This window comes from Bradyrhizobium sp. ORS 278 (assembly GCF_000026145.1).
Classification (GTDB): Bacteria; Pseudomonadota; Alphaproteobacteria; order Rhizobiales; family Xanthobacteraceae; genus Bradyrhizobium.
On record NC_009445.1, the window covers coordinates 62,880 to 75,660 of the forward strand.

12 protein-coding genes are annotated in these 12,781 nt (G+C 65.1%); 7 read left to right on the forward strand and 5 right to left on the reverse strand.

Annotation, left to right across the window (positions count from 1 at the left end):
• Positions 1-38 precede the first annotated feature (38 nt).
• From rbfA to BRADO_RS00295, 6 genes are all read left to right on the forward strand, one after another.
• Positions 39-455 carry a 30S ribosome-binding factor RbfA gene (gene rbfA / locus BRADO_RS00270; protein ID WP_011923328.1) on the forward strand — a complete coding sequence of 139 codons (417 nt, stop codon included), beginning with the start codon at positions 39-41 and terminating at the stop codon, positions 453-455.
• A complete protein-coding gene (gene truB / locus BRADO_RS00275; protein WP_011923329.1) occupies positions 455-1,552 on the forward strand; it encodes a tRNA pseudouridine(55) synthase TruB in 1,098 nt (365 codons plus the stop codon). The genes rbfA and truB overlap by 1 nt, the downstream gene beginning before the upstream one ends.
• 2 nt (positions 1,553-1,554) lie before the next feature.
• Complete coding sequence (rpsO, locus tag BRADO_RS00280; RefSeq protein ID WP_011923330.1) at positions 1,555-1,824, forward strand: 30S ribosomal protein S15; 270 nt, start codon at positions 1,555-1,557, stop codon at positions 1,822-1,824.
• A gap of 356 nt (positions 1,825-2,180) precedes the next feature.
• Complete coding sequence (gene pnp / locus BRADO_RS00285; RefSeq protein ID WP_011923331.1) at positions 2,181-4,340, forward strand: polyribonucleotide nucleotidyltransferase; 2,160 nt, start codon at positions 2,181-2,183, stop codon at positions 4,338-4,340.
• Positions 4,341-4,545: 205 nt separating this feature from the next.
• Positions 4,546-5,013: a GNAT family N-acetyltransferase gene (locus BRADO_RS00290; protein WP_011923332.1), complete on the forward strand. Its 468-nt coding sequence runs from the start codon at positions 4,546-4,548 to the stop codon at positions 5,011-5,013.
• Positions 5,014-5,129: 116 nt separating this feature from the next.
• A complete protein-coding gene (locus tag BRADO_RS00295; protein WP_244422944.1) occupies positions 5,130-5,969 on the forward strand; it encodes a hypothetical protein in 840 nt (279 codons plus the stop codon).
• Between the two features lie 33 nt (positions 5,970-6,002).
• On the opposite strand, the gene BRADO_RS33210 is transcribed toward BRADO_RS00295, so the two are convergent.
• From BRADO_RS33210 to fabA, 4 genes are all read right to left on the reverse strand, one after another.
• The gene (locus BRADO_RS33210; protein WP_011923334.1) at positions 6,003-7,985 is read right to left on the reverse strand and encodes an autotransporter outer membrane beta-barrel domain-containing protein; all 1,983 of its coding nucleotides are present in this window, start codon (positions 7,983-7,985) and stop codon (positions 6,003-6,005) included.
• 232 nt (positions 7,986-8,217) lie between these two features.
• Positions 8,218-9,018: an enoyl-ACP reductase FabI gene (fabI, locus tag BRADO_RS00305; RefSeq protein WP_041755934.1), complete on the reverse strand. Its 801-nt coding sequence runs from the start codon at positions 9,016-9,018 to the stop codon at positions 8,218-8,220.
• Positions 9,019-9,156: 138 nt separating this feature from the next.
• Positions 9,157-10,380: a beta-ketoacyl-ACP synthase I gene (fabB, locus tag BRADO_RS00310; protein ID WP_011923336.1), complete on the reverse strand. Its 1,224-nt coding sequence runs from the start codon at positions 10,378-10,380 to the stop codon at positions 9,157-9,159.
• A 76-nt stretch (positions 10,381-10,456) separates the two neighbouring features.
• Positions 10,457-10,978: a 3-hydroxyacyl-[acyl-carrier-protein] dehydratase FabA gene (gene fabA / locus BRADO_RS00315; protein WP_011923337.1), complete on the reverse strand. Its 522-nt coding sequence runs from the start codon at positions 10,976-10,978 to the stop codon at positions 10,457-10,459.
• Positions 10,979-11,396: 418 nt separating this feature from the next.
• Here fabA and irrA point away from each other — a divergent pair, with 418 nt between their 5' ends.
• A complete protein-coding gene (irrA, locus tag BRADO_RS00320; protein ID WP_041757252.1) occupies positions 11,397-11,870 on the forward strand; it encodes an iron response transcriptional regulator IrrA in 474 nt (157 codons plus the stop codon).
• Positions 11,871-11,977: 107 nt separating this feature from the next.
• Here the strand turns inward: irrA and BRADO_RS00325 are convergent, their stop codons facing one another.
• Positions 11,978-12,499 carry an SH3 domain-containing protein gene (locus BRADO_RS00325; protein ID WP_011923338.1) on the reverse strand — a complete coding sequence of 174 codons (522 nt, stop codon included), beginning with the start codon at positions 12,497-12,499 and terminating at the stop codon, positions 11,978-11,980.
• Positions 12,500-12,781: the final 282 nt, after the last annotated feature.

A 12,781-nucleotide genomic window follows, 5' to 3' on the forward strand; every position in this document is an offset into this window, starting at 1 on the left:
GCGCATGCCGGGCGATGATCCCATGGATTTTTTGCAAAATGCCTCGTCATCATCAGAGGGGAAGCGCGGCTTCCGGCGGCTCGCAGCGTCAGCTGCGCGTCGCCGAGACCGTGCGTCACGCTGTCGCCGACATTCTCAGCCAGGGTAGCGCGCACGATCCGGACCTGGAGGGACACATCATCACGGTGCCCGAAGTCCGCATGTCGCCCGATCTCAAGCTTGCAACGATCTACATCATGCCGCTCGGCGGACGTGACACCGACGTCGTGCTCGCGGCGCTGGAGCGCAACAAGAAGTTCCTGCGCGGCGAGGTCGCGCGGCGCGTTAACCTGAAATTTGCACCTGACATCCGCTTCCGCGTCGACGAGCGATTCGACGAAGCGGAACGGATCGAGAAATTACTCAGAACACCCGCGGTGCAGAGAGATCTCAATTCGGATTTGGAAGAGAGCTGATGACCATTCCCCCGGAAACCGGCGCTGTCGATGCGCTCAGCATCGTGCCCAAGGCCGTCAACGTTCAAAAAAATTCTTCCGACGCGCGTCCTCCGCGCGACAACAACGATCCGCGCAACAAGCAGCAGAGGGGCAATCAGCCGCGCCGCGATCGTCGCGACGTTCATGGCTGGGTCGTGCTCGACAAGCCGATCGGCATGACCTCGACGCAGGCCGTCGCGGTCGCCAAGCGCCTGTTCCAGGCCAAGCGCGCCGGCCATGCCGGCACGCTCGATCCGCTCGCCTCCGGCGGGCTTCCGATCGCGCTCGGCGAGGCCACCAAGACCGTTCCGTTCGTGATGGACGGCCGCAAGCGCTACCGTTTCACCGTCACCTGGGGTGCGGAGCGCGATACCGATGACACCGAGGGGCGGGTGGTCGAGACCAGCGAGAACCGGCCGGATGTCGCCGCGATCCGCGCACTGCTTCCGCAATTTACCGGCCGGATCGAGCAGACTCCGCCGCGTTATTCCGCGATCAAGATCCAGGGCGAGCGCGCCTATGATCTGGCCCGCGACGGCGAGGTGGTCGAGCTGCAGCCGCGCCCGGTCGAGATTCATGAACTGACCCTCGTCGACCAGCCCGACGCCGACCATTCGGTGTTCGAGGCGGAATGTGGCAAGGGAACCTATGTCAGGGCCCTGGCGCGCGACATGGGTCGGCTCCTCGGCTGCTACGGCCATATCAGCGCCCTCCGGCGGACTTTGGTCGGTCCGTTTACCGAGAACGACATGATTCCGCTGGAACAGCTGGAGGCTTTGTGCAATAGAGCCGCGTCCGGTGAGGGAAGCCTCGCCGACGCACTGCTGCCCGTTGAGACCGCGCTGGACGACATCCCGGCACTGGCCGTCACGCGGGCGGATGCGGCAAGGCTCCATCGGGGCCAGGCCGTCTTGTTGCGCGGACGGGATGCGCCCCAGAGTAGCGGCACAGTCTATGTCACGGTCGCAGGCCGCCTTCTGGCGCTTGCCGAAATTGGCAATGGCGAACTCATCCCCAAGCGCGTGTTCAACCTGACCGGACTGACTGCCAGCTCCGGCCGCAACGAGAGAGATTGACGATGTCGATTACCGCAGAGCGCAAGGCGGAAATCATCAAGGCGAACGCCACCAAGGCCGGCGACACCGGCTCCCCCGAAGTGCAGGTTGCGATCCTGTCGGAGCGCATCAACAACCTGACGGGCCATTTCAAGACCCACGGCAAGGACAACCACTCCCGCCGCGGCCTCCTGAAGCTGGTCTCGACCCGCCGTTCGCTGCTCGACTATCTGAAGAAGAACGACGAGGCGCGTTACAAGGCGCTGCTCGAGAAGCACAACATCCGTCGTTGAGCTTCGCCTTGGAGTGAGCGCGCGCGAGTTGGCGCGCGTCATGGCATGATCCCGAGAACGCCGCCTGTCGCGACGTTCGTGAATCCGGGATCATGCGGTCTGGCAGGACACCGGAAAGAAGCGGATCGCTTCACGTGCCGGTCCGGCGCAGACCTTACAGTACGCCCCAGCAGCAATCCGGCCGCTGGGCGTGACGGGCAAGGTGCCCGTACGACGAGAAGGATGGACGCCATCCGAAATAAGAAAACCATGGCAGGATCGCAGGGCGCTGATCGCAATCCAGCGCCCTGCAATCTTGCGCATGGTTTTTTTGTTTTGGGGGTCTGCCTTCGCTCATCCTATGAAAGAAGAGACCCATGTTTACCAAGCATTCCGTCGAGATCGACTGGGGTGGACGTCCCCTCAAACTGGAAACCGGCAAGATCGCGCGCCAGGCTGACGGCGCCGTCGTCGCCACCTATGGCGAGACCGTCGTGCTGGCGACCGTCGTCGCCGCCAAGGCGCCGCGCGACGGCGTCGACTTCCTGCCGCTCACCGTCGACTATCAGGAAAAGGCGTACGCTGCGGGGCGCATTCCCGGCGGCTATTTCAAGCGCGAGGGCCGTCCGACCGAGAAGGAGACGCTGGTCTCCCGCCTGATCGACCGTCCGATCCGCCCGCTTTTCGTCGATTCCTGGCGCAACGAGACCCAGGTCATCGTGACCGTGCTGTCGCACGACATGGAGAACGATCCGGACATCGTGGCGCTGGTCGCCGCCTCCGCCGCGCTGACCCTCTCGGGCGTACCGTTCAAGGGCCCGATCGGCGCCGCCCGCGTCGGCTTCGCCAATGACGAATACATCCTCAACCCGACCCTCGACGAGATGGCCGACACCCAGCTCGACCTGGTCGTCGCCGGCACCTCGGACGCCGTGCTGATGGTGGAATCCGAAGCCAAGGAGCTCAACGAGGACATCATGCTCGGCGCGGTGATGTTCGGTCACCGTCACTTCCAGCCGGTGATCAATGCGATCATCGAGCTCGCCGAAAAGGCCGCCAAGGATCCGCGCGACGTCGCGATCATCGACAACAGCGCGATCGAGAAGGAGATGCTGGGCATCGCCGAGCAGGACCTGCGCAAGGCCTACGCGATCGCGATCAAGCAGGAGCGCTACGCCGCCGTCGGCGCCGTCAAGGAAAAGGTGATGGCGTACTTCTTCCCAGAGGGGCAAGAGCCGAAATACGACAAGCTCCGGGTCGCCGCCGTGTTCAAGGAGCTCGAGGCCAAAATCGTTCGCTGGAACATCCTGGACACCGGCAAACGCATCGACGGCCGCGACGCCAAGACGGTGCGCAACATCGTCTGCGAAGTCGGCGTGCTGCCGCGCGCCCATGGCTCGGCGCTGTTCACCCGCGGTGAGACCCAGGCGCTGGTGGTGACCACGCTCGGCACCGGCGAGGACGAGCAGTACATCGACGCGCTGTCGGGAACGTACAAAGAGACGTTCCTGCTGCATTACAACTTCCCGCCCTATTCGGTCGGTGAGACCGGCCGCCTTGGCGGCACCAAGCGCCGCGAGATCGGCCATGGCAAGCTGGCGTGGCGCGCGATCCACCCGGTGCTGCCGCCGCACCACGAGTTCCCCTACACCACCCGGGTGGTGTCGGAAGTGACGGAGTCCAACGGCTCGTCGTCGATGGCGACCGTCTGCGGCTCGTCGCTGGCGCTGATGGATGCCGGCGTCCCCTTGAAGCGGCCGACCGCGGGTATCGCGATGGGCCTGATCCTGGAAGGTAGCCGCTTCGCCGTGCTGTCCGACATTCTCGGCGACGAGGACCATCTCGGCGACATGGACTTCAAGGTGGCGGGCACTGAGTCCGGCATCACCTCGCTGCAGATGGACATCAAGATCGAGGGCATCACCGAGGAGATCATGCGCGTGGCGCTCGGCCAGGCGCGCGAGGGCCGCATCCACATCCTGGGCGAAATGTCCAAGGCGCTGACCGCAGCCCGCGCCGAGCTTGGCGAATACGCGCCGCGTATCGAGACCTTCAAGATCGCCACCGACAAGATCCGCGAAGTGATTGGCACCGGCGGCAAGGTGATCCGCGAGATCGTCGAGAAGACCGGCGCCAAGGTCAACATCGAGGACGACGGCACCGTGAAGGTCGCCTCCAGCGACGGCGAGGCCATGAAGGCCGCCATCAAGTGGATCAAGTCGATCGCCTCCGATCCGGAGGTCGGCCAGATCTATGACGGCACCGTCGTCAAGGTGATGGAGTTCGGCGCCTTCGTGAACTTCTTCGGCACCCGCGACGGCCTCGTGCACATCTCGCAGCTCGCCGACAAGCGCGTGCAGAAGACCACCGACGTCGTCAAGGAAGGCGACAAGGTCAAGGTCAAGCTGCTCGGCTTCGACGACCGCGGCAAGACCCGGCTGTCGATGAAGGTCGTCGACCAGACCACCGGCGAGGACCTCGAGGCCAAGCAAAAGGACGCCCCCGCCGAGGCGCCGCGCGAGGCCGCCGGCGAGTAAGCGGCGCAGGAGTTTCGAGAGACACCAAAGGGCGGCTTTCGAGCCGCCCTTTTTCATTATCGGTCGCAGGTCCCTCCAGGTCATTGCGAGCGAAGCGGCGAAGCGAAGCAATCCGGGGCCGCGCCCGGCATTCTGGACTGCTTCGCGCGCAATGACGGAGGAGATAGCTTATGTCATGGCGATGTCTCGCCCGAGATTAGAGGCCATGCTCGAGCCGATCATCCGTCCTGCCCACCCGGACGAATACGACGCCATCGCAAAGCTTTGGATGGAAAGCTGGTGTTCGACCGGGCTGGAGAGCCCGAGCGAGACGCTGCTCGGCATCCTGCAAGCGCGCGTGCCGCGCGAGGTGGCCGGCGGCTGGAGCCTGTACGTCGCCGATGACAGCGGCACGCTCGCCGCGATGCTCGCGATCAACCTGCCCAAGCTCTATCTCGATCAGCTGATGATTGCGCCCGCCTATCAAGGCCGCTCGCTCGGCCGCCGCCTGCTCGCCTTCACCCGCGGCGCGCTGCCCGACGAGATCTGGCTGCGCTGCGCGGAGGGCAACGAAAGGGCCTGGCGCTGGTACGAGCGCGAAGGCTTCGTGCCTGAGAAGACCGAAGCCGATCCGGTGCATGGCCGGATGATGAAGTACTATCGCTGGAAGCGCGAAAGCCAAACCCAGAGCTGATCTCAACACGTGCATTTGCGACATCGCTCGCCTGTCGCCGGAAAGGCATTGCGCGCGGCTTTCCCTGGGAACTAGGGTCGGGTTCCCGACGGCGTGAGCCGTTCTCGAACGCACCGATGTCCGCGCTGCCCATGCCGATCCGCCGTCTCGCCGTCACCGCTCTCGCCCTTGCACTTTTCCAACTATCCGTCACGCCGACAAACGTGCTGGCGCAATCCGCACCATCGACAGCGGCAACCAAGGCCGCACCCCGCGCAGGCGCCGCGACGGCAAAATCCGGCAGGCCCGCGACGACCACGCGCGAAAGCGGCCCCTGCGACACCGGCCTGATCTCGGCCGTTGGCGACGTCTTCGCGGTGCAGGACAGCGGCATCGCGTCGCTTGGCGGCGACTTCAAACAAGTGCCCGTCGCCTGGGGCTTCGACGACCTGATCTACGCGCGCGCCAAGGCGGCGGGTGGCGACAATGTTCGCCGCATCGCCGTGCCAAAGGGCGCGTTCGATCCGCTGTATCAGTCGCAGTCGGCCCCGGAGGCGAATGACATCTTTCCAGCCATCGTCAAGAAGGTCGCCGGCTCCGCCGGGTGCGCGCGCTATCTCGTGGTGTTGCGCGCCTCCGGCCGCGAGCCATCGACTTACGACACGGTGTCCGGCATTGGCGTGGTCAGCCGCGTGGCGGGCCTGGTGCGCTACACGCACGTGTTTGTCATGATCGGCCTTCAACTGTTCGACGGCACGACCTTCGAGAAGCTCAAGCCGCCGCCGAGCTCGAAAACCTTCATGTCGCGTCTGACCTCGGGAATGGGACCGCCTTCTCACGCCGGGGACGTCGACAATTCAGCCTTTCCAGCCAAGCCCGAGGATGCCGCCAGCAACACCGTGCTGCGCGACATGGCGCGCTCCATGCTCAGATTCCGGCTCGACCAGGCTCTGCCGGACTATTTCGCCCGCGAGTAGGCTGGCGAGTAGCCAGCACGTAGACCAGGGCGCTCACAGCCTGACCTTCAGCACCGCGTGTCCGGACTGCTCGACCAGCCCGGACGATGTCGCGCTCACGCCGTAGCGGATGCTGAGATCGAGCCGGTCGCTGCGAGCAGCGATTAATCCGAGGCCCGCCGAATAGATCCAAGGCGACAGGGCGAGGCCGTTGGTGGTGAAGCTGTCTCCACCGCCAGAGAAGGCGGCGCCGATCTGCAGCCGCTGGTTCAGCGCGTTGTAGCCCACCCCGACCTCGCCGCTGAGGCGAACCTGTTTTGCGATCGCATAGACGGCTTTCAGCCCGGCCGTGGCCGTCAGTTCCTGATAACGCTGCGTCTCGACGTTGAGACTGAAGCCGTCGGCTCCGTTCTCGCGATAGGCGTTGCTGCGAACAGCGCCGTAGTCCAGGCGCAGCGAGGGGATGAGCGAGAGCTTGTCTTGAAGCGCAATGCGGGTCTTCACACCCACGCCGACATGGCCCGCATAGGATCGATAGCTGCCCGCGGCGGTCGCGCTCATGAAGCCCAGCGAGCGGCTTTCACCATTGTCGCTGGTTCCGCCATCGAGCTGATAGTCGAGCAGGAGGCCGGGGCTCACGGCATAGGCGCCGTACAGGCCGAGTTGATAGGATGACACCGTCAGACGGTTCGGAACGGCGTCGTCGCTGCCGCTGATCGTCTGGCGCGAATAGGCCGCGACGCCACCGATGACGGCACCTGGTGACAGCGGGGCGTCGGCGCCGAAAGCCAGGCCGCCGCCGGACGCATTGTAGCCGGGCACGCCGTCGCGGGCCGACTGCTGCGCAGTGCCGCCGAGCGGCTGCATCCAGACATGTTGTCCAGCCGCGATGCGCATGCTTGCCATGTCGTCGAGCCGGTTGGTCATCGTCTGCCGGAAATCGCGCTGCGTGACGTAGGTCGCCTGCGACGCCGCGCCGGTCAGCACCGGAAGCGTCTGCTTGATGGCGTTGCCGAGCGAGGGTCCGCTGAGATTGTCGAGCGCCGCGAAACCCGACGCCATCCCACCGCTGCAGCCCGCTGATGTCATCGACAGGCGGTAGAGCGCGTCAGCGGCCTCGAGGCCGACACGACCACCCGCCGCACGCAGCGTGTCGCCATAAGGCTGCACCAGCGACATCGTCGCCAGATCTCCGGTCATGTTTCCCGCGAGATCGTACATCGAGGCGATCATCTGCGCGCCCGACGCACTGCCGCTGGCGGTGCCGTACAGGCTGGTCAGGCTGCCACGCGACAGCGTGTTGAACAGAACGCGGCCCTCCGGCGTGACGGAGCCGAGCAGCGTGAAGCCGCCGGCTGCGCTACCGGCGGGCGCGATGCCCGCGCCCCAGAAATAGCCATTCTGATAGTTGGTGATGACGAAGCGGCCCGGCGCCTGCGTGCCGAACAAGGCCGGGCTGACGATCCGCCAGGGCGTCCCGGCGGTCCACGCCCATTGCGGCACTGAATTGGCAGGCACCGGTGCCGATGGCGGCGGCGTGAAGGTCGCGGGATCATAGGGCAGCATGTAGGCCCAATGCGTCACCAGCAGCGTGTCGCCGGTGATCATCTGCATCTCCATGCTGGTGACGCCATTCACCAGGCGCATGGTGCCGAGCCCGACCGTCACCGTGCCGCCGCCCGTCGGCGTAAACAGCATCGTGATCTGGCCGCTGGTGGTGACGAAGCCCTGGATGGTCGAGGTGTCGGTGAGCAGCGCGGGTCCGATCCTGAGCTGCGCGACGCTGGTTCCCGTGAAGGAGCCGTTGGTCGCCGTGCCCAAGGTCCACAGCGTCTGATCGCCGATCGGAATCGGGTTGGTGAAGCCGGTCTTCGGCGACATGTAGGCCAGCAACTGGGCCGTCGGCACATACCAGTTCGTATTGGAGATCGTGGCGTCCCACACCGTCGATTGCGCACGCACCGGCGCTGCGCCGACGCACCACACCGCGCTCGTCGCGCACAGCGCGACGATGCAAGTCCTCGAACGCAGCATCATCGCCCCCACGATGTCACTGTGCTGCCGGCGCGATCGCGGCCCAGCCTTGGAACCGAAGCACTGGTCGCGGTGCCTTGCCCTGTCGGTGGCGCAACGAGGCGCGCGCACAGCCGCCCTCAATGCGCGGAATTATCCGCAGGAGAGCGGGGCCTTCAACTGGGAAAAAATGGGTGCATCACGCTGCGCCGCCGGAACCGCCGACGGCGGCCGGACACACCGATGCGCGCGGGAACTACTCCGCCTTGAGATCCTCGGGCCGCGGCATCGAGATGACGTTGTAGCCGGAGTCCACATAGTGGATCTCGCCGGTGACGCCGCCGGAGAGATCGGACAGCAGATACAGCGCGGAACCGCCGAGCTCCTCCAGCGTAATGCCGCGGCCGAGCGGCGAGTGCTTCTGCTGGAACGCGAACATGAAGCGCGCATCGCCAATGCCGGAACCCGCGAGCGTGCGCACCGGGCCGGCCGAGATCGCGTTGACGCGGATCGCGCGGCGGCCGTAGTCGGCGGCGAGGTAGCGCACCGAGGCTTCGAGCGCGGCCTTGGCGACGCCCATCACGTTGTAGTTCGGCATCACGCGGTTGGAGCCGTCGAAGGTCAGCGTGATCATGCTGCCGCCGCTCTCCGGCATCAGCTCGGCGGCGCGCTTGGCGATCTCGGTGAAGGAGAAGCAGGAGATCAGCATCGTGCGCGAGAAATTCTCGCGCGAGGTGTCGGCGTAGCGGCCCTTGAGCTCGTTCTTGTCGGAGAAGGCGACGGCGTGGACGATGAAGTCGAGCCCGCCCCAGGCCTCGCGCAAGCTCGTGAAGACGCCGTCGACGCTGGCGATGTCCTCGACGTCGCAAGGCAGCACATGCTTGACGCCGAGCTCATCGGCGAGCGGCCGCACGCGCTTGCCGAGCGCGTCGCCCTGATAGGTGAAGGCCATCTCGGCGCCGTGCGCAGCGAGCGTCTTGGCGATGCCCCAGGCGATCGAATGGTCGTTGGCGATGCCCATGACCAGACCGCGCTTGCCTGCCATCAGACCCTGCATGCTCACTCTCCTTCGTGATGCCGGGCCGACCCAGCCAAGATGATCGTCAGGTTCCCCGGACGTCGATAGCCGGACAGCGGTGCGAAACGCGTCGCGCTGTTGTCCGGCTCGTGAGAGGAACCCGTGTTGTTCGAAACCTTAGGCGTCGAGGTGCTTGAAGACCAGCGTCGCGTTGGTGCCGCCGAAGCCAAACGAGTTCGACAGCACGGTGCCGAGCTTGGCATTGTCGATGCGCCTGCGCACGATCGGCATGTCCGCGAACACCGGATCGAGCTCGGTGATGTTGGCGCTCTCGCAGATGAAGCCGTTCTTCATCATGAGCAGCGAGTAGATCGCCTCCTGCACGCCGGTGGCGCCGAGCGAGTGGCCGGTCAGCGCCTTGGTGGCCGCGATCGGCGGGCACTTCTCGCCCGATCCGAACACCTTGCGGATCGCCTCGATCTCCGGCGGATCGCCGGCCGGCGTCGAGGTCGCATGCGGATTGATGTAATCGATCCTGGTCTTCACCGTCGACAGTGCCATCTGCATGCAGCGTTCCGCGCCCTCGCCCGACGGCGCGACCATGTCGTAGCCGTCCGAGGTCGCGCCATAGCCGACGATCTCGCCATAGATCTTGGCGCCGCGCGCCTTGGCGCGCTCGAGCTCTTCAAGCACCAGCACACCAGCACCGCCGGCGATCACGAAGCCGTCGCGGCTCACATCATACGGACGTGAGGCGGTTGCGGGCGTCTCGTTATGCTTGGACGACATCGCGCCCATCGCGTCGAACAGCACCGAGAGCGTCCAGTCGAGCTCCTCGCAGCCGCCGGCGAACATCACATCCTGCTTGCCATACTGGATCATTTCATAGGCATTGCCGATGCAATGATTGGAGGTCGCGCAGGCCGAGGAGATCGAGTAGTTGACGCCCTTGATCTTGAACCAGGTCGCGAGCGTCGCCGAGGCCGTCGACGACATCGCCTTCGGCACTGCGAAAGGTCCGACGCGCTTCGGGCCCTTGGTGCGGGTGATGTCGGCGGCCTCGACCAGGGTGCGCGTCGACGGCCCGCCCGAGCCCATGATGATGCCGGTGCGGACGTTGGAGACATCGGTCGGCTCCAGACCGGAATCGAGGATTGCCTGCTCCATCGCGACGTGATTCCACGCCGCGCCCTCGCCGAGGAAACGCATCGCGCGACGGTCGACCACCTCGGCCGGATTCAGCGTCGGCGCACCTTGCACCTGCGAACGGAAACCAAGCTCGGCATATTTCTCAGCACGGGAGATGCCGGACTTCGCCTCGTACAGGCTCGCAAGCACCTCCTGGGTGTTGTTGCCGATCGACGAGACGATGCCCATGCCCGTGATGACGACCCGCCTCATGATGTCCGCCTCGCCTTGCTCATGTGTTCTGTTGCAGTGGTGCTCGCTGCACTGTCTGTGGTCGCGGTCCGCCGGTTCAAGACGGCGCGGCGCCCTGCTTGAACAGCCCGACCTTCAGATCCTTGGCGCGATAGATAATGTCGCCGTCCATCGAAAGCCACCCGTCGGCGATGCCGAGCACCAGCTTCGAGCGCATCACGCGCTTGATGTCGACGTTGTAGACGACCTTGCTCGCGGTCGGCAGAACCTGGCCGGAGAATTTGAGGTCGCCGAGACCGAGCGCGCGGCCGCGTCCTGCGCCGCCTGTCCAGCCGAGGAAGAAGCCGACCATCTGCCACATCGCGTCCAGACCGAGGCAGCCCGGCATGACCGGATCGTTCTTGAAATGGCAGCCGAAGAACCAGAGATCCGGCTTCACATCGAGCTCGGCGCGCACGACGCCCTTGCCGAACTCGCCACCGGTCTCGGAGATCTCGACGATGCGATCGAACATCAGCATCGGCGGCAACGGCAGCTGCGCATTGCCTGGACCGAACAGCTCCCCACGGCCGCAGGCCAGCAGGTCCTCGTATTCATAACTGCCGCGCCGATCCAGCATGCTTGATGAGCCCTTCTCAACGATCCCCGGTGGAAAATGTGGCGCGCGACATGCCCCTTCACGCGCCGACCCGCTGATGCGCCGTTTCGCCGTTCGGCCATACCGTCGGCTGGCCAGCGCCCCAAACCAGGCAGATTCAATGACACAGATGGCCATCGCGGCCAGCCACGCCCGCCCTGGCAGGTCAAATCGGGTCCGCGCGCTCTCTAACATAGGGGATTGCGGCGTCAATGCGCGTATCCAGCTAAATCGACGCGGGGCTCGGGCCTGCAACTGTGCGGGGTCGCAGATGCAGTTTAGGGTCGTTCTAGATAGGGTAGTTGCGATAAGCTTGCATCTGAACGGGTTTCTTCCTATATCCAAAGTGGTCGATGTGAATTTTTCGGTGCATGACGTGGACGCCAGCAACAACGCTTCGATGAGTGGTCACAACCGGGCTGGTCCGGACGGGCTTGGAACGGGCCGGCAGCCTGCGCTCAACGGCTGTCCGTGGCATGACGTCAATGAGATGCTCCAGACGGCGGGCCTACGTCCGACGCGGCAGCGCATGGCCTTGGGCTGGCTGCTGTTCGGCAAGGGCGCGCGGCACCTGACGGCGGAAATGCTGTACGAGGAAGCCACGCTGGCCAAGGTTCCGGTGTCGCTGGCGACCGTCTACAACACGCTCAACCAGCTCACCGACGCAGGCCTGCTGCGCCAGGTCAGCGTCGACGGCACCAAGACCTATTTCGATACGAACGTCACCGCGCACCACCATTTCTATCTCGAAAACAACCACGAGCTAGTGGACATTCCGGACCAGCATCTGGCGCTGTCCAAGCTGCCGGAGGCGCCGGAGGGCTATGAGATCGCGCGGATCGACATGGTGGTCCGCCTGCGCAAGAAGCGCTGAGCGTCAACGCGCTTCTAACTGAGCCGATGCCCGCGTCGACCGCGGGCATTTTCGTGTCAGGAGCAGTTTGAAGCAGCGGCCGGCGGAGCCCAGCCTGCAGGATGACCTCAATTCACCTGCTCGTCGGCATAGACGCCCCACAGCCGCTGCTGCTGGATCCAGCCCTCGAACCCATTGCCGAGCACGCGGCACCAGCCATTGCCGCACTTCTTCACCTGCGCGACGACGCCGGCCTGCAGCCGCGCGGTCACCGCGCTCGTCGCATCGGCGCTCTCATAGATCGGCGCGAGGTCGTCCTTGTTCTTCATCGTGACGACCGCCGTGCGGCGTCCCGACAGCAGCGAGTGATAGACCCAGCCCTCCGAACCCTCGGAGTCGCGCACTCGGCGCCAGTTCTCATATTCCGCGGTGATCTCGACCGGCAGGCCGGAGCGCGTATAGACCCAGGCCACGTCGTTGTCCTTGGTCGGACCGGCGCGGACGTTCACATGATCGGATTTCAGGCTGACATAGCGCGGCACCGGAAGGCCGCTGGTGGTAAGAACTGAATCCTTCGCTGCAGCGCTGCCGATCATGTCGAGCAGACAAACCACGAGCACCGCGACCGCACCGAAACGCCCCAACGCCACTGAACTCAACTCACTCTCCCTCGTCCGGGAACGCCGCCTCCGCCGCGTGCGATCCCTTCGCCCGATCCCCATCGAACCGCCGGGCTGCCCCCCTTCGTGCACAGAGAGGGCTTGCCGCAGCGCAGGTCCTGGCCCCGCCGTTGGCTTCTTGTCTTGGCCCGGCCTTCTGCTAGACAGGACCGAACACAAGCGGCCAGGAAGCGCCTGAGAATCGCTCGCGAAACCCTGTCAGGGACGGATCGGCCCGCCTGCGAGATCCGACACGACCAGTTCAGGGAACGC

What these genes read in the sequence shown, in the direction of transcription:
- rbfA (WP_011923328.1), top strand. Translation starts at nt 39, where the DNA reads ATGCCTCGTCATCATCAGAGGGGAAGCGCGGCTTCCGGCGGCTCGCAG.
- truB (WP_011923329.1), top strand. Translation starts at nt 455, where the DNA reads ATGACCATTCCCCCGGAAACCGGCGCTGTCGATGCGCTCAGCATCGTG.
- fabB (WP_011923336.1), bottom strand. Translation starts at nt 10,380, where the DNA reads ATGAGGCGGGTCGTCATCACGGGCATGGGCATCGTCTCGTCGATCGGC.
- rpsO (WP_011923330.1), top strand. Translation starts at nt 1,555, where the DNA reads ATGTCGATTACCGCAGAGCGCAAGGCGGAAATCATCAAGGCGAACGCC.
- irrA (WP_041757252.1), top strand. Translation starts at nt 11,397, where the DNA reads ATGAGTGGTCACAACCGGGCTGGTCCGGACGGGCTTGGAACGGGCCGG.
- pnp (WP_011923331.1), top strand. Translation starts at nt 2,181, where the DNA reads ATGTTTACCAAGCATTCCGTCGAGATCGACTGGGGTGGACGTCCCCTC.
- fabI (WP_041755934.1), bottom strand. Translation starts at nt 9,018, where the DNA reads ATGCAGGGTCTGATGGCAGGCAAGCGCGGTCTGGTCATGGGCATCGCC.
- BRADO_RS00290 (WP_011923332.1), top strand. Translation starts at nt 4,546, where the DNA reads ATGCTCGAGCCGATCATCCGTCCTGCCCACCCGGACGAATACGACGCC.
- fabA (WP_011923337.1), bottom strand. Translation starts at nt 10,978, where the DNA reads ATGCTGGATCGGCGCGGCAGTTATGAATACGAGGACCTGCTGGCCTGC.
- BRADO_RS33210 (WP_011923334.1), bottom strand. Translation starts at nt 7,985, where the DNA reads ATGATGCTGCGTTCGAGGACTTGCATCGTCGCGCTGTGCGCGACGAGC.
- BRADO_RS00295 (WP_244422944.1), top strand. Translation starts at nt 5,130, where the DNA reads ATGTCCGCGCTGCCCATGCCGATCCGCCGTCTCGCCGTCACCGCTCTC.